General features: G+C 43.7%; 19 protein-coding genes. 6 read left to right on the forward strand and 13 right to left on the reverse strand.

What is annotated here, in order from left to right:
* Nucleotides 1-289: 289 nt before the first annotated feature.
* Entirely contained in the window at nt 290-1,045 is a 756-nt protein-coding gene (locus NB504_RS09780) for a phosphatase PAP2 family protein (RefSeq protein ID WP_258428766.1), read from the forward strand.
* Nucleotides 1,046-1,134: 89 nt separating this feature from the next.
* Here the strand turns inward: NB504_RS09780 and NB504_RS09785 are convergent, their stop codons facing one another.
* Together NB504_RS09785 and NB504_RS09790 are read right to left on the reverse strand one after the other, a co-directional pair.
* A complete protein-coding gene (locus tag NB504_RS09785) occupies nt 1,135-1,839 on the reverse strand; it encodes a DUF445 domain-containing protein (RefSeq protein ID WP_258428767.1) in 705 nt (234 codons plus the stop codon).
* Nucleotides 1,840-1,936: 97 nt separating this feature from the next.
* Nucleotides 1,937-3,781, reverse strand: a complete 1,845-nt coding sequence (locus NB504_RS09790; protein ID WP_258428768.1) for an ABC transporter ATP-binding protein — start codon at nt 3,779-3,781, stop codon at nt 1,937-1,939.
* A 511-nt stretch (nt 3,782-4,292) separates the two neighbouring features.
* Here NB504_RS09790 and NB504_RS09795 point away from each other — a divergent pair.
* Nucleotides 4,293-5,264, forward strand: coding sequence for an arginine deiminase-related protein (locus NB504_RS09795; protein WP_258428769.1), 972 nt, complete (start codon nt 4,293-4,295; stop codon nt 5,262-5,264).
* Here NB504_RS09795 and NB504_RS09800 read toward each other — a convergent pair.
* From NB504_RS09800 to NB504_RS09835, 8 genes are all read right to left on the reverse strand, one after another.
* On the reverse strand, nt 5,254-6,210 hold the full coding sequence (locus NB504_RS09800) for a diguanylate cyclase domain-containing protein (RefSeq protein ID WP_258428770.1): 957 nt from the start codon (nt 6,208-6,210) through the stop codon (nt 5,254-5,256). The genes NB504_RS09795 and NB504_RS09800 overlap by 11 nt on opposite strands.
* A 119-nt stretch (nt 6,211-6,329) precedes the next feature.
* Nucleotides 6,330-6,752: a hypothetical protein gene (locus tag NB504_RS09805; protein WP_094126674.1), complete on the reverse strand. Its 423-nt coding sequence runs from the start codon at nt 6,750-6,752 to the stop codon at nt 6,330-6,332.
* Between the two features lie 187 nt (nt 6,753-6,939).
* On the reverse strand, nt 6,940-7,821 hold the full coding sequence (locus NB504_RS09810; RefSeq protein WP_026027146.1) for an L-ribulose-5-phosphate 3-epimerase: 882 nt from the start codon (nt 7,819-7,821) through the stop codon (nt 6,940-6,942).
* A gap of 8 nt (nt 7,822-7,829) precedes the next feature.
* On the reverse strand, nt 7,830-8,477 hold the full coding sequence (locus tag NB504_RS09815) for a 3-keto-L-gulonate-6-phosphate decarboxylase UlaD (protein ID WP_010316854.1): 648 nt from the start codon (nt 8,475-8,477) through the stop codon (nt 7,830-7,832).
* A 5-nt stretch (nt 8,478-8,482) separates the two neighbouring features.
* Nucleotides 8,483-9,304, reverse strand: a complete 822-nt coding sequence (locus NB504_RS09820) for a Cof-type HAD-IIB family hydrolase (RefSeq protein ID WP_258428775.1) — start codon at nt 9,302-9,304, stop codon at nt 8,483-8,485.
* A gap of 5 nt (nt 9,305-9,309) precedes the next feature.
* A complete protein-coding gene (locus tag NB504_RS09825) occupies nt 9,310-10,002 on the reverse strand; it encodes an L-ribulose-5-phosphate 4-epimerase (protein ID WP_013868339.1) in 693 nt (230 codons plus the stop codon).
* A 7-nt stretch (nt 10,003-10,009) separates the two neighbouring features.
* A complete protein-coding gene (locus tag NB504_RS09830; RefSeq protein WP_013868340.1) occupies nt 10,010-10,492 on the reverse strand; it encodes a PTS sugar transporter subunit IIA in 483 nt (160 codons plus the stop codon).
* A 77-nt stretch (nt 10,493-10,569) separates the two neighbouring features.
* A complete protein-coding gene (locus tag NB504_RS09835; RefSeq protein WP_096037183.1) occupies nt 10,570-12,330 on the reverse strand; it encodes a PTS ascorbate-specific subunit IIBC in 1,761 nt (586 codons plus the stop codon).
* Nucleotides 12,331-12,720: 390 nt separating this feature from the next.
* Here NB504_RS09835 and ulaR point away from each other — a divergent pair, with 390 nt between their 5' ends.
* Nucleotides 12,721-13,476 (forward strand): HTH-type transcriptional regulator UlaR, encoded by a 756-nt coding sequence (gene ulaR, locus NB504_RS09840; RefSeq protein ID WP_026027147.1) that lies wholly within the window; start codon nt 12,721-12,723, stop codon nt 13,474-13,476.
* A gap of 123 nt (nt 13,477-13,599) precedes the next feature.
* Nucleotides 13,600-14,667 (forward strand): L-ascorbate 6-phosphate lactonase, encoded by a 1,068-nt coding sequence (ulaG, locus tag NB504_RS09845; protein WP_013868344.1) that lies wholly within the window; start codon nt 13,600-13,602, stop codon nt 14,665-14,667.
* A 101-nt stretch (nt 14,668-14,768) separates the two neighbouring features.
* Here ulaG and glgX read toward each other — a convergent pair whose 3' ends face one another.
* On the reverse strand, nt 14,769-16,766 hold the full coding sequence (gene glgX / locus NB504_RS09850; RefSeq protein WP_013868345.1) for a glycogen debranching protein GlgX: 1,998 nt from the start codon (nt 16,764-16,766) through the stop codon (nt 14,769-14,771).
* Between the two features lie 438 nt (nt 16,767-17,204).
* Between glgX and NB504_RS09855 the strand changes: the two genes are divergently transcribed.
* Nucleotides 17,205-18,479 (forward strand): carbohydrate porin, encoded by a 1,275-nt coding sequence (locus NB504_RS09855; protein WP_170898954.1) that lies wholly within the window; start codon nt 17,205-17,207, stop codon nt 18,477-18,479.
* Between the two features lie 65 nt (nt 18,480-18,544).
* Nucleotides 18,545-19,390, forward strand: a complete 846-nt coding sequence (locus tag NB504_RS09860; RefSeq protein ID WP_258428776.1) for a MalM family protein — start codon at nt 18,545-18,547, stop codon at nt 19,388-19,390.
* 148 nt (nt 19,391-19,538) lie between these two features.
* On the opposite strand, the gene NB504_RS09865 is transcribed toward NB504_RS09860, so the two are convergent.
* Nucleotides 19,539-22,004, reverse strand: a complete 2,466-nt coding sequence (locus tag NB504_RS09865; protein WP_258428777.1) for an amylo-alpha-1,6-glucosidase — start codon at nt 22,002-22,004, stop codon at nt 19,539-19,541.
* Nucleotides 22,005-22,080: 76 nt separating this feature from the next.
* Nucleotides 22,081-23,259: a maltose/maltodextrin ABC transporter substrate-binding protein MalE gene (gene malE / locus NB504_RS09870; protein WP_026028892.1), complete on the reverse strand. Its 1,179-nt coding sequence runs from the start codon at nt 23,257-23,259 to the stop codon at nt 22,081-22,083.
* Between the last annotated feature and the right edge of the window lie 197 nt (nt 23,260-23,456).

The raw sequence follows: 23,456 nt of genomic DNA on the forward strand, positions 1-23,456 counted from the left end.
GAGCTGCGGCTCCCTTTTTAACATTCCTGCTGTCGGTCAACGCTGTTGCCATCATCCATTCACGGTCTTGGCGCCTCCTATCTTGCACGAAAGAAGACGTTGTTTCGGTTAGGCAGGACACGGTCTGGTTTGCCTTTCCTACACGTTATGTATGAATTCTTTGTGTCAGGAAAATAAGTAAAAAGGGTGAGATCGGGGCGATTATTTTCCCTCAAATTGACAATTGCTTGATACGTTCTTTGCGTGTCGTCCGTTATTATGCTGATCTTCAATAATCCAGCGGTGTCTATTGAGCGTGAAAAAGCAAATCCAAATGAAAAAATCGGGCTTAGTACTCTTAGCCTTGTTCTCGTTGCTGTTAGTTCCCATCTCATTGGTTGGGTCTTCGATTGATTTGACCACGCCAGTGAGCGAGGGCGTCGGTGCATTTTTTACCTATTTAACCGATTCGGCTGGTTGGCAAGGTTTTGGCTTTACCTTTGCTTTGTTGGCTTTTTTGGCAACACGGACAGCGACTTCCCGCATTGAACTGCTTAACCGCATTATTCAAATTGGCTTGTTATTGATGATTGGTATGGCTGCCAAAACGGGTTTAAAACATCTGACAGAGAGCCCTCGTCCATACACCGAATTAATGACGTATGAGTTACTTATCCCAAACCCTGCGCATTTTTATAAATTGAGTGAATTACAAAAAGAAAGTGTGATGACCGACATCGCAACCCAAGTCAGTGACTGGCGTTTACGTCATTGGCAGGGTGAAAAGGACTATTCATTTCCTTCTGGCCATACGATCTTCGCTGCTATTTGTCTGGCTTTCTTTGGTGGCCTGTTTATTGAACAAAAGCGCTATATTTTTGCGGCGGGTCTACTGCTTTGGGCCTGTGGGGTCGCCTTTAGCCGCTTATGGTTAGGGATGCATCGTCCGGTTGATTTATACGGTTCCTTGCTGTTTGTCAGCATGATTTACCTTGTGATACCCAAAGTGTACCCCTTAGATCACCATAAATTAAAACCACTATTAACGCGTCTTCATCTCTGTTAACGGGTCACGAGCCATCATAAAAAAGCCAGCACATTTAAACGTGCTGGCTTTTTTGTAATCACATTTTACAATCACATAAGTAACGGCAATCAGGCAAAGAAGGAGGAAACCACACCAATCAAACCACCGAATACTCCACCCCAAACAACCAACCAGCCAAGGTGCTGTTTAATCATTTTCTGTACCATCTCTTTCACCAATTTAGGCGTGAGTTCATTGAGACGTTGATCGATGATGTTTTCGATGTTAGCGGTGATCTCTTCAATCATCTCAGGAGCTTCTAACTGCTCTTTGAGCGCTTGTTTAACGCTATCGCTTTGGCTGATATCAATCATAGATTGCTGCATTTTTTCGACAAACGGTTGCTTGAGTGGTTGCAGCGCGTCGGTTCCACCAAATATCGCCAGCATGCCGCCGAATGGAGAGTTTGCAATCACTTCGACCAAAGAATCAAAGGTTGGGTTGAAGTCAACTTTGGCAATCACAGGCTCAAGATCCAACGTTTTACTGCCCGTCATCTCTTTACTGAGGAAGCGGTCAATATTGGACTGAGTGAAAAATTGCTCCATCATCAGGCTCTTGATTGCGGTTTTGAACTCTTCAAAGCGAGCAGGTATCACACCCGAGCCATATAGTCCTGGCACTTTTTCAAACAGCATGTGAATCGCAAGCCAGTTGGTGATTGCGCCAGAGAAGGCAAATAAGCCCGCATACAGCGCAATAGTGTTATCCAGTTGATAGCCCGCAGCAAGGAGCGCTAGCGCAATGATATTAGTGAGTAAGCTCTTGTTCATAATCCAAATCTAGTTAAATAAAGGGAATGGGCGAATTCTAAGGAAAAAGAGTGAATTGTGGAAGCATCAACGGAGCGCAAACTCCGTTGATAAACCATTAAGCAATCTCAATGTCGTCGCAACCGATAAAGCCACCCGTTTGGTGCGCCCATAGGTTTGCATAAATGCCGTTTTGAGCAATCAACTCTTGGTGTGTGCCTTGCTCAACGACGTTACCTTTATCGAGTACGATCAACCTGTCCATCGCGGCAATGGTTGATAAACGGTGAGCAATGGCAATCACGGTTTTGCCTTGCATCAGCTCATTTAAGCTCTCTTGAATTGCCGCTTCCACTTCGGAGTCGAGTGCGGATGTGGCTTCGTCGAGTACCAATAGTGGCGCATCTTTTAACAGCACGCGGGAAATAGCAATTCGCTGGCGCTGGCCGCCAGACAGTTTTACACCGCGCTCGCCCACTTGCGCATCATAACCTAGGTTACCAAATGGGTCGGTGAGTGTTTCGATAAACTCATGCGCGTGTGCCTGTCGGGTGGCTTGCAGCAGTTGTTCTTCACTTGCATCAGGGTTGCCATACAAAATGTTATCGCGGATCGAGCGATGCAGTAGCGAGGTATCTTGTGTCACCATGCCAATTTTACTGCGCAATGAATCTTGGGTGACTTCATTGATGGCTTGACCATCGATGCGAATTTGACCACTTTCAACATCGTGAAAACGAAGCAGTAAATTGACTAAAGTCGATTTTCCAGCGCCAGAACGCCCCACTAAACCGACTTTTTCACCGGGTTTAATGGTCAGGTTTAAATGGGTAATGACGCCTTTATTCTCGCCGTAATGGAAACTCACGTCATCAAATTCGATGCCACCTTGTACAACCTGCAACGGCTTTGCGTTGGGTTTATCTTCAATGGTGATCGGTTTAGAAAGGGTTTTCATGCCATCCACGACTGTGCCCATGTTTTCAAAGAGTGCGCCAACTTCCCACATGATCCATTTCGACATACCGTTGATGCGTAATGAAAGGCTGATCGCAATCGCGATTGAACCGATACTGATGGCACTCTGCATCCATAGATAAATCGAAGTCGCCGCAATCACGAACACCAAAATATAGTTAGCGAGCTCAACGCACAGGTTAAAACCAGTCACTAAACGCATTTGGCGGTGAACCGTGTCTAAAAAGCTCTCCATGCCTTGTTCGGCATAGTCGGTTTCTCGGCGGGTGTGCGAGAACAATTTGACCGTGGCAATATTGGTGTAGCTATCGACAATGCGCCCCGTCATGGTTGAGCGAGCATCGGCTTGTTCTGATGCCACTTTTTTAAGCTGTGGTACAAAGTGAAGTTGAATGCAAATGTAGGCCGCGAGCCAGACTAGCATCGGCACCATTAAACGCCAGTCTGCTTGCGCCAACATCACCACAATCGCAGTGAAATAGACTGACACATAAACAAACACATCCAAGGTCTTCATCACTGTTTCGCGAATGGATAACGCCGTTTGCATTACTTTAGTGGCAATTCTTCCCGCAAAGTCATCTTGGTAAAAAGAGAGGCTTTGTTTGAGCAGATAACGGTGCGCCAACCAACGGATCGACATGGGATAATTGCCGAGCATAGTTTGGTGGATCAACAGTGAATAGATGCCAATCAAAAGTGGCATGATCACGAGTACTAAAATAGATAAACCGATCAAGGTGTCTCGGTTCTCGGCCAGGAAAGTCTCTGGGTTACTGGATGAGAGCCAATCCACCAGTTGGCCCATAAAACCGAACAGTGATACTTCAACAACGGCAATTAACGTGCTGATTAACGCCATTAAAATGAGTGGTTTTTCAAAGCCGCGCGTGTAGTAACGACAAAAGGCCCATAAGGTCGCAGGAGGCTGTTTGGGTTCCTCTTTGGGAAAGGCTTGAGTAAAGCTTTCAAATTTTTTATACATCGAAAATCCTTATGCCAATTCTCGCTAAAGTATGAGAGACCAAAAGCCTAGAACGCGAGAATCTAACGTTGAACTCCTATAAGGGGAGCAAATGATGGAGTAAGTCGAACAGAAGTATAACGAAATCACAACATAAGTGGCGGATTACTTTTCGCGCTTGGCTCTAGAAAACAGCGTCTGATTAATACTGTGGTCAATGCAGCAGGCATCGGCTCGAATGGTCAATAACGTCCATCGGGTGAAAAAGTGAAGCGAGTTAAATATCGTCATCGACGATAAGAGAACCATAAACGAGTTGCGTTACTTTTAAGTGAGTTTTTACTGTGAATATTTTTTGAATAGGGGTGAATATTTTTAGGTGTGACGGGGATTTTGCCGTAATTTTTAATGTAAAGAGTAGTTTTCTCAGTAATTAACCGGAGTTATTTGATGAAATAACCCAAAATTCAGTCAATGTTATTTTAACATTATGCTTACAATTGGCCTAAAGTGAGTAGAAGGGAAAGTTTCTATGATGTTGCAGGAACAAGTGATCACACAGCCAACCGTGAATACGGTGCAAAATGCCAATTGTGTCGTAATGGTGCCGCCAAAAGAGTTTAAATTTAACGCTCAAACGGCACAAGATAATGAATTTCAACACCAAGTTGCATTGAGTACCGAACAAGTTCGCATCCAAGCCATGGCCGAATATCAAAGCATGGTTGAGACACTGCGTCTCGAAGGCGTACAAGTAGTGGAGTTTGATTACCCATTATCTGAAGTGGAAACGCCAGATGCCGTCTTTCCCAATAACTGGTTTAGCACTACGCCAGAGGGAACCTTGTTTACCTTTCCGATGGCTTGTAAAAATCGACAGCAAGAAGTGCGCCCACAAGCGTTGGTTGAAGCCCTTACTTTGTCAGGCCGCAAGGTATTGACGCAAGATTCGTTGCTCGCGTATCAAGACCAGCAGGCTTATCTTGAAAGCACCGGTGTGATGGTGATGGATCACCTTAATCGAACCATCTATTCGGCGTTGTCACAGCGCTGCGACCGTGAAGTGTTAGAGGAGTACGCCAAACGTATCGGTTATGATCGCGTGGTTTCTTTTCAAACGGCGTTGCCTTCAGGCCAACCGGTTTATCACACCAATGTGATGATGGCGGTTGGTGAAGCATTCTGCGTGATTTGCGATGAAGTGATCCCGGAGTTTGAACGCCGTTTTGTGGTTAAATCACTGGCCAAAGATAAACAGATCATCTCAATTTCACTTGAGCAGATGAACTGTTTCTGCGGCAACATTTTACAATTAGAAACGGCGGCAGGGGATAAAGTGATCGCTATGTCACAATCGGCGTTTGATGCCTTTTCGCCGGCGCAGCGTGCGCAGCTGGCCAGTCACGGTAAGTTACTGCCGTGTAATGTGAAGACCATTGAGGATATTGGCGGTGGTTCGGTGAGATGTATGTTAGGGGAAGTGTTTTTGCCTTCTATTGGCTAAGATTGATGTACTCAACGCCATTTTTGCCATTTTTCTTCACCTGATACATTGCTTGGTCGGCCAATTCATATAAGGTTTCAAAAGTATGCGTTGAGGTTGTGAATTGGCAAACACCAATACTAAAGCCAATTTGCACTTCTCCATGGCTTAATTTTAGTGGTGAATAGGCTTTGGTGAGCAAACTGTCGATAAACTGCTTTAACGTTTCTGTGCTTTGATTGATGCACAATAGGACAAACTCATCGCCGCCCAAACGAGCAATCGATGATGGTTGAGGCGCATTTTCTTGAAGCCATTGAGAAACTTGGAGCAGCACGAAATCCCCAGCTTGGTGCCCAAGATGATCATTGACGGTTTTAAAGTCATCCAAATCGATAAAAATCAGTGCCGCAGAGTGTTCGACAAGATCATTCATCTCGTCAAACTTAGTTTCTAACGCCTTTCGATTTAATAGGTTGGTTAATGGATCTTGCGCAGCGAGTTTGGAGAGTTCTAATTCATAATGTTTTTCATTGGTAATATCCGTGTGGGTGCCCATCATACGCAGCGGCTTTCCATTCTCATCATATTCAACGATTCGGCCGCGATCCGACACCCAGCTTTGACCTCCATCTTTGCGGATCATCCGGTGTATGACCTGATAGATGTCAGCCTTGCCATTCAAATGGTCCTCAAAAGCGCCCACGGCTAAGTCATAATCATCGGGGTGGAGTTTGCTTTTCCAAATGTCGACGGTGGCGTCTAGCTCGTGTGATTGATAGCCAAGCATATCACCCCATTCTCTATTGAATATTTTAAGGGTTCCGCTAGGAATGTGTTGTTCCCAAAGACAAAGACCAGTGCCTTCTAGCGTTGCATTCAGTTTTTCTTCAAGAGAGCTGTTTTCTTTTTTGAGATGCTCAACTTGCTCTTCAAGCTGCTTGATTCGTTTTAAGTACTCTTCCATAAACCGTGATGAACCGAGTCTGCATTTATGTCGAGTGTGCCACAGTTTGCCGATGGATTCACAAGGTTGTTGATATCTTGTTCAACATACATCTCATTTTTTCCCGTGGGTCACAAAGCTTATTTGGTTTGAATAAATTTGCTGTAGGTACTGACTCGGCCGTTGATGTACTCAATACCGCAGTGAATGCTGTGTTCGTTATTGCCAACAATCTGATATTCGACAATAAATTCACCGCTGATCACTTTGATAAATAAGAAACCGTCGATGACTTTCCATAATCCTTGCAGTGTTTTTTCACCAAACAGATCTCGCTCGACCAACGTGCCATTCGGCTTTAAATGCAAAGCGGAAGAAAAACCGTCTACATTCACTTTTACCCAAATATGCTGGTGAGCCTCAAAGCTTAATATTTTGCGTCGACACTTAACCCATTCTGCCAGTGCTTGCTCTTGGGTTGGGGTGAGCGTAGGGAGCGCTTCCATTTCTAAAAGGGTGTGATGCTTTTCATACCAGAAGAGTTGTAAGTGAAGTAATTTCATTGGTTCTCAGAGTGTTATGCATCGGGGCGTTATCAAAAGCAACTCTGCGCGATTGTGTTGGTGATGTCAATATTTGCCAAGAAAAGCTACCGCGCTCACGGGGGAGAGGGCGCGGTATTATCCAATATGAGGATGAAGGATGCATAAAAGATGCACCCGAGCACAATTTATAGGTTGAATAAATGAGCTATAGGTTGAATAAACGAGGCGAATCAGCAGCATCACAAGCTTGATTTAGCCGATGCTGCGCAACACGAATATTGTGTTTCCAATGTTCATCTTGCGCCCACATTTCGATCACCATAGGTACAACACAGTTTGCCTCTTTCAGCGTTTGGGAAATAGCATCGAAATTGACTTCTCCTTCACCAATCACCAAGTCTCGAAATTGGCCCGTGGAACTAGAGGTGACGCAATGAGTATCTTTAAGGTGGATCTGAGTAATGTGTGGCATACCAAGTGCCAATTCAGTACACACATCGTAGTTCCAACCTGAAATGTTGCCTACATCTGGATACGCCATAAAATAGGGGGAGGGTACTTGCCGCTTTAGAATTTCGAACTTACTGAGTGAATTAAGATAGCTGGTATCCATGATCTCCACTGCCAGCATTACGCCAGCACGCTCGGCTAGTTTGGCGGCAAGCTGCATGCCTTCAATGAAACGTTGATGAGTTTCTTTATTAGCGGGTTCGTAATAGACATCATAGCCTGCGAGTTGGATGGTGCGAATGCCCAGTTTGTAAGCTAAGGTAATCGCTTTCTCCATGTGCAGAATGGCTTGCTCTCTAATGGCGGGGTCTGACGAGCCAAAAGGAAACTTGCGGTGTGCACTTAGGCACATCGATTGTAGCGGGATTTGGTATTGCTCACACCATCTTCGTAGCTGATAGATGGTTGCATCATCCCAGTCTAAGCGTTGACGACGTTCATCCGACTCATCGACGGATATCTCTAAAAAATCAAACCCCAGCTCTTTCGTTGTGGCGAGCTTTTCTTCCCAACTGAAATGATTGGGGAGCGCTTTTTCATACAACCCGATACGTTGGCGTGGCAAATGTTGATACATACGGCCTCCTAGCACCAAAAACGATCGATTTGACTGCGCAGTGCTTCGGCAGTGACGCGACCTTTTTCACCGACCAATGCACGCCCCGCAATGAAGGTTTTGGCCTTAATGCCTTCAAATAAATAGAGATCTTCTGGCACGATGCCACCTGTGATGGAAAGTTCAAGCCCCATATCGGATAGAGTTCGCATCTTCTCAACATCTTCGCTTGTCCAACCAATACCGGCCAGTTCGGCATCTCTTGAACGGTGATAAATGGCTTGAGTGATACCAAGGTCAATCCACGCTTGTGCATCAGCAAAGGTCCAGTTGCCGTAAATTTCGATTTGGATTTCGCCATCCAGTTCATCGGCGACTTTCTTACACGCGCTTATGGTGGCGATATGCGCTGCGGCAGAAACGGTGATCCAATCCGCGCCAGCTTCAAATGCCATTCGCGCTAAAATAGCGCCGCCATCGGTGGTTTTCATATCGCACACTAGAATATGGTCAGGGTGATTATGGCGTAACGTTTTGACGGCCTTCATGCCTTCAGCAAAGGCGAGGATGGTGCCGACTTCGATGACATCCACAAAGCTTGCTACGTTTTTTGCCACTTCGATGGCAGAAATAAGGTCAGTTTGGTCGAGAGCGATTTGGATCATTGGTTTAGTCATGAGAGTTATCCTTGAATTTTGTCACGGATCAAACGGGCGAGCCCGTCGTGATTGTTATCGGTTGTACAAATCAGTTTGGCGTGGGATTTCACCGTATCGTCGGCATTGAGCATCGCCACACTGAGCCCGGCGTAGTCGAGCATTGAAATGTCGTTATGGTTATCGCCGACAGCCAGAACGTGATTAGCGTGGTAGCCGAGCGATTGCACATATTCAGCCAAGCGCTGACCTTTACTGTTGCCTTTGGCAGCAAAGTCGACGCGATTCGACCATGAACGCTCACCGTTGAATGTCTCTTGTACCCAAGCTTGTTGGGCAAGGCGTTCAACGGAACTCGGTAGCCCTTCAACCACAAATTTCCAAATAAACGTTTCTTGCTCGACGCGGTGACGAAACGAGTCAATTTGCTCGATTTTGGGCTGTGCTGTTGGTGGGTACTGGTTGGCCCATTTTTCCAACGCTTGCATGTAGGCGATTGGGCTACACTTGGAATAGGTCATCGCGTCGGTCACATACATCACCAGTTTCATTTGAAACTCTTTAGCCAAAGCGAGAAAGGTCAATGCATCGTGTTTGGTGATGGCATTGTGCTTGAGCACTTTTTCATTTTGGTAGTCATACACATAAGTGCCGTTGCAGCATATGATGGGGGTTGTGAGCCCCAATTCTTGATAATAGGGTTTAGCCGCCGTGTGGTGACGGCCAGTCACGATCACCACGTGGCAGTGTTGCTGCGCCTGTTGAATCGCCCGCTTTAGCAGCGGATGAATGGTGTGTTCATCAGTCAACACCGTGCCATCAAGGTCGAGCGCGAGAACTTTATACATAGCCGCTACCTTTGACCGTAGTAAGCGTTATCACCATGCTTACGTTGATAGTGTTTATCGGATAATTCCGGTTGAATCTTGATGCCACTGTTGAGTGAACGAGTCGCCAGCGCCATGGCGGAAATCTCCTCCAAGACGACGGCGTTATGAACGGCATCGTTAGCATCTTTGCCCCAAGAGAAAGGAGCATGCCCGGCGACAATCACGCTTGGCACTGCCATCGGATCAATGCGACGATGTTTGAACTCTTCGATGATCACAAGGCCGGTATTTTTCTCATATTGGCCAGCGATTTCATCGCAAGAAAGTTTGCGTGTGCAGGGGATGTCACCGTAAAAATAATCGGCGTGAGTGGTCCCTAAAGCGGGTATGTCAATGCCCGCTTGCGCCCAAATAGTGGCACTGCGCGAATGGGTGTGTACCACGCCGCCAATCTCTGGATAAGCTTTATAGAGTTCGAGGTGAGTGGCAGTATCACTGGATGGATTAAGTGTGCCTTCCACAATCGCGCCGTTAAGATCAACGATCACCATGTCATCGACTTTCATCACATCGTATTCTACGCCGGAAGGTTTGATGGCGATGACGCCCTTCTCGCGGTCTATTTCTGATACATTGCCCCAAGTGAAAGTGACTAAACCGTATTGGGGAAGCTTAAGATTTGCCGCAAATACTCGCTGTTTTAGTTCGCTATACATGACATCCTCACTCGACCAATTGCGCCGCTAACGCTTCATCAATCACTTGGTAAACATCCTGCGCGGTACGACAACGGCGCAGTTTATCGAGATCAACGCCAGTCTCGCTCTCTTCATCATCCAGCACTTGGGTTACTTCCATTAATCCTTCCATATGCTGATCAGACGAGCTGCCCGCTAAGGTGATCAGCACATCGACCGGTTCATCTTCGCCGTCAAAATAGACAGGCGTTTGCAGCGTCACTAAAGCAAAGGCGGTTCTGATCACGCCATTTTCAGGACGAGCATGAGGCAGGGCAAGATTAGGCGCGATGACGATATACGGGCCTAATTGTTCAACGCTGCTGATGATGGCATCGTGATAGCAGGGGTGGATGGCTCCTGATTTGATCAGCCTATCCGTACCGATTTTGATTGCCTCTTGCCAAGTGCTCGCCTGTGCATTTAATTGGATGGAATCATTGTCGATCAGTGATTGTTTCAGTCCCATGGTTCTATCTCCAGAGTGGGTGCCAGTGCGTCTGGCACCTATTGTTGTTTTTGTACTTATCGTTTTGTAGTAAATAGCTATTTCAAAGTGACAAAGTTTTTATCGATGATATCGAGCAGCTCATCACCAAAAGAGTTCGGATTCAGCATGTTTTGTACGCCGAGCACAAATTTGCCTTCGCCGGGCTCCATCTCACCAGAGAGATGTTTTGATGAGACGATGATGTCGGTGGTGGCGAGCTTAGATTTATAATCAGACACTGCGCAGGAATCCATCACGTGTGGAATGCCTTTTTTCTCCAGATACTTACCGATTTTCATCTTCATCATCATTGAGGAGCCTTGCCCATTACCACACACGGCTAAAATGCTGACCGGGCGCACGCCATCACTGACTTTCAGTGCTTGTTCGACGGCGGCGATGACGTCTGGCTCGTCACTGATGTTTACCAGACCCTGCGCATCTTCCTCTTCACGCAGCTTTTTAGAGGCGAAGAACATGTACACCCCAGCCAATGCAATTAGCACAAAGAAGAACAGTTTTGAGGCGGATAAGCCTTGCATGATTGGCGGGAAGACTAACGCCCAGTCGGCCATGCCCATCCAGCCGCTAAATTCAGTGCCGTATTGGTTGAAGATGTGAATGGCCCATGCGGACCCCGCTACTTCGATGATACCCATCACAAAACAGATCTTCATGACCGCGCGCCAGCCGCCAAAGTGGTTAGCAAAAACACCAATGGTCGCGTTGGAGAAGAACATCGGGATAAAGCCGGGAATGATCATGATCGGTGCATCAAAAGCGAGCATGGCCAGCACCGCGGTAAATTGACCAATCGCGCCCCACATAAAACCAAACACCATGGCATTAGGTGAAAATGCGTAGATAGCGGCGCAGTCAATGGCTAAAACCGCGTTAGGGATGACGCGCTCTGAGATACCTTTAAAGGCTTCAGACAGTTCAGCAACGAACATGCGTACACCTGCAACAATCACTTGGATCGCTACCGCAAATTTAAGACCAGTTTCCAGAATGTAGATAGACCAATGGGTTTTGCCCGCCATTGCTTGCAGGTTGTCTAAACCAAATGAGAGCAAAATAATGCCGAAAAATAGCGTCATCACAATCGCGGTTGCGGCAATGCTGTCGTGGAAAATGTGCAACCATTTAGGCAGCTCAAGGTGGTCGACACTTTCGTTTTTATCGCCCAATTTGGGGGCAATCTTAACTGCAATCCAAGACGCGACTTGTTGCTGGTGGCCGATGGAGAAACCGGCTCCACCCGTGACGGCTTCGGTGGGTTTGAACATAATGTTGGAGGAGATAGACCAGTAGAGCGCCATCAAAACAGCCGAATAAAGGATGGTTTCCCACATGCTTGCGCCCAGCACAAGGTAGAACACCGCAATTAACCCTGCTTGTTGGAACATAATATGCCCCGTTAGCATGATGGTGCGAATGCCTGTGTAGCGGCGCAGCAAAACGAGCAAGATGTTGATCGCCAGTGCCAGTAGTACGGTATAACCAACCCAAGAATAATCATCCCCCATGATTTCCATGGTGGCCATCATTGAGGTGTACGGGTCGATAACCGAGCCAGTTAAACCATGATATTCCGATAATTTCTCAATCACAGGCTTAAAGCCTGCCACTAAGGTCCCTGCACCCACCTGTACCAACATAAAGCCGACGATGGTTTTGATCGACCCTTTAATGATGGTGGTGGTGTCTCTTCTTAATAACCAGTAACCGATAAGGGTGACTAAGCCCAGCAGCAAAGGTGCTTTAGTCATTACTTGGCTATAAAAAATGTAGAAGATATCGTAGATGAACTGCATATCTTTACCCCTTGATTCTCTATTTATCGTTATGTGTATTCCCGTCTTACTCGAAGCTGGGTGTAGGTCAGAGTGAATCAGCAAGGTGATGCCGATTTCAATCCTGTTTTGCTCACGAAATAGACTTTACCAATCAAAAGTAATCATTCAATGCTCATTTGTGATTATTTTGATTTTTATCAATTTCTTCGCCAAATGGAGACATTATTTGATACTCAAGTCACAGTTAAAATTTTATTTAAAATAAAATCAATTGGTTAGGTTTTATTGTGAGCGAAAGGGAAGTTTTGTTCGTCCAGTGTTTGACATTGTGATGGATGAGAAATAGAATCAAAACAAATCATAAATAATCACCAAGTAATCACTTGATGAAAAGATAAGGTGATAACCATGAACGAAGTACAAAGACATAACGAGATACTGTCTTTGCTAGACAATATGCGCACCATCAACGTCACGCATATTATTGAGAAATTTAACGTGTCACCAGCAACGGCCCGCCGCGATATTTCTAAGTTAGATGAGCTAGGTAAGCTGAAGAAAGTTCGCAATGGTGCTGAACGTTTAGAGATTAGAAAGCGAGCGTGGACGCCGTTAAATATCGACAGTACGGATCATTTCCATGAAAAATCACAGATTGCCATGGCTGCGGCTAAGCTCTGCAACCCAGGTGACAGTGTGGTAATTAACTGTGGTTCGACCGCCTTCTTGCTCGGTAAAGAGTTGTGTGGCCAAGATGTTCAAATCGTGACTAACTATTTTCCACTGGCCAGTTACCTTATCAATGAAGATCACGACGATGTAATCATCATTGGTGGGCAGTACAACAAAGCACAAAACATTTTCCTCAACCCCGCCCCTGATTCGTTAGGTGGTTATGCCGGACATTGGATGTTCACCAGTGGCAAAGGGCTGACGGAAAATGGCCTATACAAAACTGATATGCTCACCGCCGTTGCCGAGCAACAGATGCTAGAGCAAATCGGTAAGTTAGTGGTGGTAGTGGATAGTTCTAAAGTTGGGCAGCGTACGGGCATGCTATTTTGCCCCGCCAGCAAGGTTGATATTGTTATCACTGGCAAAGCCGCCGATCCGCAAGTTATCCAAGCGCTACAACAGCAGGGGACAGAAGTGATTCTGGTATAGAAAGCACTTCGCTCTACACATTCTAATAATAAACACAGGCTCAGTGTCTTCACCTTTGGTTAAGACGCTTGGCTCCCTACATCCAAAATTTGTCTAACTGATCGTGAAATAAAAGGTGTTGCTATGAGTAAAATTGATGAAATCACACGCGATTCATGGGTTCTCAGTACGTTTCCTGAGTGGGGAACTTGGCTGAATGAAGAGATAGAAAAGACCGAAGTGGAAGCCAACACCTTTGCTATGTGGTGGCTTGGTTGTACAGGCATTTGGCTAAAAAGTGCCGGTAATACCAATCTTTCGATCGATTTTTGGTGTGGGACGGGTAAGAAAACGCAAAAGAATGCCTTGATGAATCAACAGCATCAGATGATGCGTATGGGGGGCGTGCGTGAACTGCAACCCAACTTAAGAACGTCTCCTTTTGTGTTGGACCCATTTGGCATCAAAGAGATTGATGCGGTACTGGCGACGCATGATCACGCTGATCATATCGATATTAATGTCGCAGCAGCTGTGCTGCAAAATTGTGGTGAGCATGTGAAATTTATTGGGCCACAAGCTTGCGTTGACCTGTGGCAAGGCTGGGGAGTACCGAGTGAGCGCTGCATTGTGGCGAAAGTGGGTGATTGCATTGAAGTCGGCGATATCAGTATCCGAGTGCTGGACTCTTTTGATCGCACTGCGTTGATTACGCTGCCTAAAGGTGTTTCATCTTATGATAAGGGGATTCTTGATGGTATGGATGATCGCGCGGTCAACTATTTATTGGAAACCTCCGGTGGCTCAATCTACCATTCAGGTGATTCGCATTATTCGAACTACTATGCCAAGCATGGTAATGACTACAAGATTGATGTAGCGCTGCTCTCATACGGTGAAAACCCACGAGGCATCACAGATAAGCTGACTGCATCTGATATTTTGCGCGCAGGCGAGGCGTTAGATTGTGAAGTGGTGATCCCATTCCACCACGATATTTGGGCTAACTTCCAAAATGACCCGCGTGAAATTGAAGTATTGTGGCAAATGAAAAAAGATCGTCTGCAATACGGTTTTGCGCCATTCTTTTGGCAAGTGGGTGGAAAATACACCTACCCAACCGACAAAGGACGTATGCATTACCAGCATTTCAGAGGCTTTAAAGATATTTTTGTCGATGAACCAGAGCTGCCTTTCAAAGCATTCTTGTAATGTTTTGAAAGCAAAAATTAGAGAAGAGAAAGAGGCCAATTGGGCCTCTTTGTTTATTGGTAATCTCTTTGCTTATCGGTAATGATGTGCAGCACTTGATTTTATACTTCAGGTTGGTAGTGCAAAATTGTCATTGATATAGGCGACTGTAACAACTCCCCTTCTGCATGGCCGGGTTGTACGTTACGTAAATTGGTATCGCATATCACTTCCCAGTTTTGGTTACGATCTTTAGGTAGAGTAAAACGAGCTGGTGCATTGGTTTGGTTGATCAAGTAGAGCATTTCAGCCCCATCCGATCCAATGCCCATCTGCAATGCCACAGAACTTAAGCGGTTCCAATCATCATGTTCCATCAGTGTGCCATCCACGCGTCGCCAGAATACGCGGTTGGCATTACGTTCCTCACCACTAAAAGCACGAATAAAGGGCACCATATAAAGGTGTCTTGCCGCCACCATTTGACTCAACCAATGTTTGAAGTAGCTTTTGCGTTCGGTCATGTTCCAGTCAAGCCAACTGATCTCATTGTCTTGGCAATAAGCGTTGTTATTACCTTGCTGAGTATGCGAAAGCACATCCGCGGTGAGAATATGAGGAATGCCAAAAGCAAAAAGTAAGCTCGCCATCATATTGCGTTTTTGCTTTTCTCGGGTTGCTTTTATCACCATGTTCTCGGTTTCGCCTTCGACGCCATAGTTGTCGGAGCGATTGTCACCGTGACCATCTCGGTTTTGTTCACCATTCGCTTCATTGTGCTTATGCTTGTATGACACCAAATCTTGCATGGTGAAGCCATCATGATAAGTGATGTAATTGACGGTCAGTTTGTAGGGCCAGTTTGCGGCACTGTACAAGTCGCGCGAGCCCATTAAGCGTGTGGCGAACTCTTTTAAATAGCCTTGATCACCGCGCCAGAAGCTGCGTGTGATATCACGTAATTTGTCGTTACATTCATTCCAACCGAAAGGAAAATTGCCTACTTGGTAACCGTTTGGACCGATATCCCAAGGCTCTGCAATCAATTTGACTCGTTTTAACGTTGGATCTTGCGCCACCGCTTTAAAGAACGCAGCATCGGGGCTGAAATTATCGCCATTTCTTCCAAGCGTTGCGGCCAAATCAAAACGAAAACCATCGACTTGGTATTCGCTAACCCAGTAGCGCAGCGTGTCCATGACTAGGTTAAGGGCGGGTTGATAAGAGAGATCAATGGTGTTACCACAACCGGTAAAATTCGCGTAATGTTGGCCGTGTTTTAGATAATATTTAGGGTCGAGTGCTTTTAAATTGAAAATAGGCCCATCTTCGCCCCCCTCCGCTGAGTGGTTATAAACCACATCCAGTATCACTTCAATTCCGTGACGATGCAGTTCTCTGATAGCCGTTTTCAGTTCCGTTACCGCATCTTTTTGCGCATAACGTGGATCTGGCACCATAAACAGATAGGGGTTATATCCCCAATAGTTGACTTTGCCCATATCCAATAGATGTGGCTCATGCATACAAGCCGCGATGGGCAGTAGCTGTAGTGTGTTGATGTTTTGCTTGCGATAAAACTCCAGCATCTCCTCACTGATTAAGCCTAAATAAGTACCTTGTTCTGCTTTAGGCACACGTGGATTGAGTTTGGTCACCCCTTTGACATGAGTCTCAAATAAAATAGTCTTATCGCGAGGTATGTGTGGCTTTTTAGTTGATTGCCAATCGAATTGATCGTCGACCACGACACACTTAGGCAGCTCGAAACTCTTTTTTGAACTAAATGGTGTTTTATAGCCTAAGTTTTTATCTATCGCCTTCGCGTAGGGGTCGGAAATATAGTGTGGCTCGTCACCATTTAAAATGAGGTAACCGTATTTTTGCCCTGCTTTAATGTTTGGCACATGAGTGTACTTCACGCCCGCATATTCATTCTCTAACTCGTGGGTGGTGAAACTTCCCTGTTGATCAAACAGAGCGAGTAGAAGCTGTTTATTTGCTGGAGCATGAATAGCAAAATTGCAACCTGTGTTGTCAAGGGTTGCACCGAGTGGGTAAGGGCTAGAAATAGTACATTTCATATGGGCATCTTTAATTGTTATTTTGCTGCACGTCATCGCTTTAAGTAAAAAGCTTTGTTGATATTAGGTCAAGCGCCCAATGAATAAAATTTGAATGTAATTTTATTTCATTTTAATGATGTTATTGGCCCTAAATAGTGATCAATAAGGCATTTTGTATTCTATTTTATAACCATTAACTGATCTCCTCCCCCTGAAATCCGTGATCCGTGCTTTAAAAACGCCATACTATAAAATTACTCATCCTTTCTCCTCCCCCCTAAATTACTTTGAGGTGGAGGAAGCAAGCCTATTACGCCTTTAGTAACCTTATCACCGTTGAAACAACTGGGGACTTAGTCCCGTCTTACCTCTTCTTTTAGCGTCTATCTGTCAACTGCCTTGCAGGTTCCAATAGGAGAAGAGTGAAAGTTTTAAATGCTGTCCGTAGTTAAAATTTTCCATAAATATAAATCGTCCTTAATGGAGTTAAGAATGAAAAAAGTAAGTGTAATTGCTGCCGCAGTGGCTGCTACTCTAGCAGCAGGTTCTGCTTTTGCTGCAGAAACAGATGTACTAAAAGACGGATGGGAAGTTCATGGGTATGCTTCAATGAATTTCCGCATGGTTGATGGTGAAACTGTTGATACAGAGTTTGGTAAACCAGATTACAAAACAGCGGGTACTCATGGAAAAAGCACCAATCAGGTTGAGTTTGTAATTAAGAAACACACAGAACATGAAAATGGTGTTTGGTCAAATTTCACTGTTCGTTCTGAATACGGTAATGGTAACTCGTACGCTTATTCTTCATCTGGTAGTCAAAAAGCCAATGACACTGCACAATTTGAAGTGAAAGAAACTTTTGTTGAAATCGGTGGTTTATCCTACTTAGGAGAAGACACATCTATATGGGCTGGTCAACGTTTCCTAAACCGTGCTGCTGGTATTCTTTCTGGTGAATTTTGGAAACAATCTTCTGGCGTAGGTGCTGGTGTTCAAACTAAGCTTGCTGGCAATACTGCAGGATTTGCGGTGGTGGTCGCCGATCCTGATGCAGGTGTGGCAACGACAAACCCTGAACGCACAACGCTTTCATCTTACGATCTGTACTACTACGGTGTCGATGTTGGTTTTGGTAGCTTAGACTTTGATTTTAAATACATGGAACAAGCGAACAAAGACAGTAAATCAGATGATGGTTTTGGCGCATCAATCACGTTAAATTCTAGCTATTACGGCTTGGATGGTTGGGCTCAATCTGCTATTGCATATGGTAAAGGTGTTGCGCAAAACCGTGGTGTTAACTTTGGTGGCTGGTCAGGCGGTGATGATAAGCAAGAGTCTATTTTCTTGACTTCTTACGGTGTACTGAATATTTCCGAAAACTGGCAAATGGGCTCTGAAATTACCTATTTTGGTGCGCTGGATGAGTTATTTGGTGCTAAAGATTTGAAACGTTATATTGCTGCTGTTCGTCCATCGTATAAAGTGAATGATAACCTACGTCTTGAAATGACAGGTTCTTATGCTCATGAAGAGGGAGCTGAAGGTTACTGGGGTCGTACTGGTGAGGCACTAGAAAGCGATATTTTCAATGTGGAATTAGCTGCTGCATTTACAGTCAATGCTGATTACTTCGGTCGTCCACAAATCAAACCATACATTAGCTATATTTCTGCTGATGATGAAGCAAGCGCATCACAAATTGGCATCAAAGATGGCAAAAATGAAACAGTTATCGGTGTCCACACTGAAATCTGGTTCTAACTCAACTAAGATTTAAGGCAGCCTATTGGCTGCCTTTTTTGCTTTGTAAATGATAGAGAATAACGATGAATAATAAAAAATCATTAATGACCCTTATCCTCGGAGCAGCTTTGACTGCCTGTAGTTCAGTTCCATCTACCTCAAACCTTTCGTCTACTGAGGCTATCTCATACGCAAAAGTATGCTGTAATAATTATGCTGACTTTCCTTGGATTGAGCTACAAAGCAATGAAAGTATCGAGTTTGATATTGATGAAAGTGCCTCTATTGGCCATTTTACAGATGGCAATAGCTATTTTAATGCTTTTCAGCTCCCTCAACGTTCAGCAAAAGTGCAAATACAGCTTAGTAGCTACATGTTTGATAAATCGGTATTTTTGCCAAAATTAATTATGTTAGATCAGACGTTCAATATTGTTTCTGAAATTGATTTATCACAATTTAAAATTAAAACCTCGGATACTTTTACAAGAACACAATATTATGTAAACGTTCAGGTAGACTCTAAGCAGACACCTTATTTTATTATTTACTCTCCAGAGCAATATTTTGGGAAAACAATCAAGGTCGATCATCCAGCGAAGGTTAGAGCTAAAGATCTTGGTGAAGCGATGCCAATGGTCACGGACCCTACATATATATCATCCCACTTTGGTCAATTTAAACTAGAAATCAAGACATTATCTTTACAGTCTCATCAAACAACGAGGAAAATTGAAAAGCCAGCATCAGAACAAACTGCAGCGGCAGTAGTTGTGCAGATAGAAACGAAAAAATATTACATATCAGCTATTGAAAATGCCGTCAATACTGGTGATGTTGCAAAAGCTCTAAGCTTATTAGATGAAGCGAAAATGTTGAATGTTGATGGTGCTCAGCAAGCATTTATTAAAGCCGTTAATGCCGAATAATTAAAAATTTAAGGTAAGCGTTATATTGGTATGTCATCGTTTTTATGGATGATTCTTATCCTAGATTTCTATATCCCTGATGGGCACTGAATGGTGTGGTTTCTGATATATAAGCTCCTTCATTGATGATGAAGGAGCTGTGGTTATACTAATCAACTGCCTTTTGTAAGTTTTGACTATGACGCTTGGTTTGAAGGTAGTCGTTCTGCTTTAAAGAATTATGCGTTAAATGCCAATTGGGATAAGTGAACTTTAATTTAGAGAGTTCAGGATAAGATGGAGCCACTACTTTTTTTACAATAATATCATTTCTGTTGAATTTAATATCATCAGTGTTTACATCTAGTATTATTTCCACGTTTTTTGTTAAGTTGCACTCAATATTTATTTGATAATTCCCCAACTCCAATATGAGATTCAATATGAGATCAGCCCTCAGGTATCGTGGATTGATCATATAACTAGCCTTACCATCGCGGCATTGCCAGTTGAAGTATAAATTCTCATCTTGACCATATGGGAGGGTTGCACTAAAGCTTGTCCAGCATGACGGTAGTTTCGGTGAAAGATTAATTTTATTTTTCGATAATTCTGGTTTAAAGCCTAGGTAATCTTGTTGAGCATTTCGTGCATATTCTGAAACAGACCAGGCTTGAGCATAGGTACCTGTTTCTATCAATTTGTCTTCATCATGTTGATAAGCATCGAGGTTTTCACTCATTGTGCCACGATGTCCTTGCTGCAAAATTTGTTTGGCTAAGTTTTTGGATAATTGAAAAGCCAAATCTTGCTTGCTAAAACTTGTTAATGCACTGACGGTAAAACCAGCGTTCCAACCCCAAATCGTACCGTTATGGTATGCCGCATCTTTATGGTACTCAGAGCGATTATCATGGTAGGGGTGAAAATCTTCGTGATATTGCTCTAAGGAACAAATACCCCATGGAAATAAAAGATTATCAATGCTATTTCGAATAATAAATTGCCCAATTTCTAGTGGAAGAAAGGCTTCTGTCTGTGGGATGGATAGTACCATTAATTGATTTGGACGTACGCTATTATCTGGTATATCGAACTCTTTTAGATGATCAGCTAGTTGTTTTTTATCCTCATCCCAAAATTTTCTGATAAAACTCATCTTTAATTTTTCAGCTAATTTTAAATAATATCGATGATCTAGATCATTTTTATTCATTTCTGCCAGACGTGCCGCAACATGAAAGCTTTCAAATAGCAATGCTTGAATATCATTAGCTTTCGGTCCGCGAGGAGACCATGGAATTTGACCTTTGATTTTTGCATCCATCCAGGTATCGGGATGACGATGTTTTAGTAACCCATCTTCACTAAGATAATTACTTTCTATCCCATCAATAAATCGTTTTACAATCGGATAAATATCCTTTGCAAAAGCGATATCGCCACTGTAATTAATATATTCCATCACCTCCCTAATCATCCAAGGCGTACCATCGGTCGTGTTATATATTATGTCCGTTTTGCTCGTTACTCGATTGGGAATACGACCGTAATTGACTGAAGTATGATCTTGCATTTGCATGGAAGCAAAATTTTCAATGATTGCTCTGGACTCTGGAAATTGACCATTAATGAGACTTGTCCCAGATAAGGCTATGAACGTATCCCTTCCCCAACAGTCTTTGAACCAAGGTAAACCAGCCCATATACCAGAACCAAACTCTTGGTTCACAAATGTACGACTTGCCAATCTAGACCACATCACGGCTCTGTTATACTCCAGATCGTTGGTCCATAGATAATTACGTGTCAGAAAGCAATACAGATTGTTTTGAAAAATAATATTTGCATGGTTTTGCGCTGCGAGTTGAGCTCCTTTTATTGCCTCTGTTTTGGTGCTTTCAAAGTAGAGGTAAATGACTAATTTTTGGGTTGATTCAGTGGAACTAATCATCAGCTTTACATTAGAATCACTTAAACCCATTAATTTAGAGGTGGTTGCACATTCATCGGTTGCCATTTCTTTGGCAATAACGGATTGATTTGCGCTAATCGCAATAAAACGTGGTTCTTCGCTAACAGAATTTGCGTCATTTATTTCATAGATAAGGACGTCATCGATGCATTCAGGTTTGCTTGCATTTACTAATATATTAAGCTCAGGGAGTATGGCAAGAGATTGTTTGGACTCAGAGGTGATGGTGAGACAAGCAAGTCGTTGACCTTGTAATAAGCTCAAACATTCTACAGAAGATGTACCAACATAGTGATGTTCAATGCCAAAAGGCATCAAGCGGGCTTTACTGGCTTGTGTTTTATCATTGATGTTACCGTTTACAAATGACGCAAATTGACCTAAATACCAACCTTGAGAATGACGGTAATTACCGCTTGAGCTGAAGCCATAGGTATGTCCTTGATAATATCCATCCACGCCATCACTGAATACATAAGAAAATTTTGAGGTACTTTCTATTGCTAGATTTGAAAATAAATTTTCTAGCTCTAAAGTGCCATCAATTCTTGGTGTACTCGGTTCTACACCACATATCGGCGTGAACTCCTTACAAATGAGAAGGCGTGTTTGTGTTTGGTTTATTGAGGTAATTTGAGAATGTCTATATTTTGAAGTCATGACCGATACCTATAAAAAGGGGTACAGTAGACTGTACCCAAAGGTGAACATGAAAATTGTGCTTGTTGGGGATGAATTATTTCGTGATTTGTTTCGCTGCCATATCTAATGCTTCTTTGACACCTTGTTTTCCTTGCATCGCATTATCAATCGCTGCCCCTTCGGCAAACCAGTATGCTGTCATCTGTGGGATATTAGGCATAATTTCACCATTTTCGGCGTTAATCATAGTGGCTTTGATTCGCTGATCTTGTTCTAAGATTTTTTGAAACGATTTTAACGTTACTGCGCCAAGTGGCTTATCGTCATTCATGATTTTTAGTGCATCATCTTGAAAGACATAATTTTCTAAAAACTCAACGGCAAGATCAGTATTCGGGCTGGCCGAATTAATCCCAGCACTTAGAATGCCAACAAAAGGATTACCTTTGCCACCGTTTAGCGTTGGCAGCTCTGCAACGCCATAATTTATGCCTAATTTATCTAAATTACCCCAAGACCATGGGCCGTTTATCGTCATGGCCACCTCTCCTTTGCTGAATGCAGCATCAGAGACGGCATAATCCATGTTTGGGTTCAATACACCTTGATTAACCATATTAACTAAAAACTGCAGACCGTTGATTCCTGCTTCATTATTAACTCCGGTACTTTTGGCATTGTAACCCCCTACAATTTTTTCAAAAGCATAGGCACCGCCAGAGGAAATAACAGGCCAAGTAAAGTAAGCATTTTTAATATCCCACATGATGGCTTTTTTACCCTGTTTCTCCATTGTATTATGAATACTGACTAGTTCTTCCCAAGTTTTAGGCGGTGTTGGTAACAGATCTTTATTGTAAATAAGAGAAGGGGCCTCAATAGCAAGAGGATAGCCAACCAATTTTCCATTAACGGTAACGGCATCCCAACTGAAATCGACCAACTTTTCTTTAAATTGCTTACTTGGTTTGATTTCGTGAAGCAAGCCTGCTTCTGCATAGCCACCGAATCTATCGTGTGCCCAAAAAATAATATCAGGACCACTGCCAGTTGCAGCGTGCTGTTGGAATTTCGCTTCAAGCGATTCTGGATGCTGAACAATGATTTTAATTCCAGTATCTTGTTCAAATTGTTGGCCTATTTGCGCTAAGCCATCATAACTTTTATCACCGTTAATCCAAATGGTGATTTCACCTTCTTGCATCGCCATCAGTGGTGCCGCCATTAAAGTGGCCAGTGTACAGATAGACAGATTCTTAATTGAATTTTTCATCACTATTTCCTGTTTTACCTAGGCCCGAAGCGAATATGGTACGCATGAGTCCTTGAGTGTAAGTCCTGTTGAAAATATAACGGCTTTTGCTTGCAATAAGAAATAGATGAAAGTGAGTTTGATATAGATTCTATCAATATCATTGCTCTAATATTGATAGAATGTAACTACGGTAGATAACACGGTGAGTTTTTCTA

The organism is Vibrio sp. RM-69-4, assembly GCF_024743775.1.
Classification (GTDB): domain Bacteria; phylum Pseudomonadota; class Gammaproteobacteria; order Enterobacterales; family Vibrionaceae; genus Vibrio; species Vibrio anguillarum.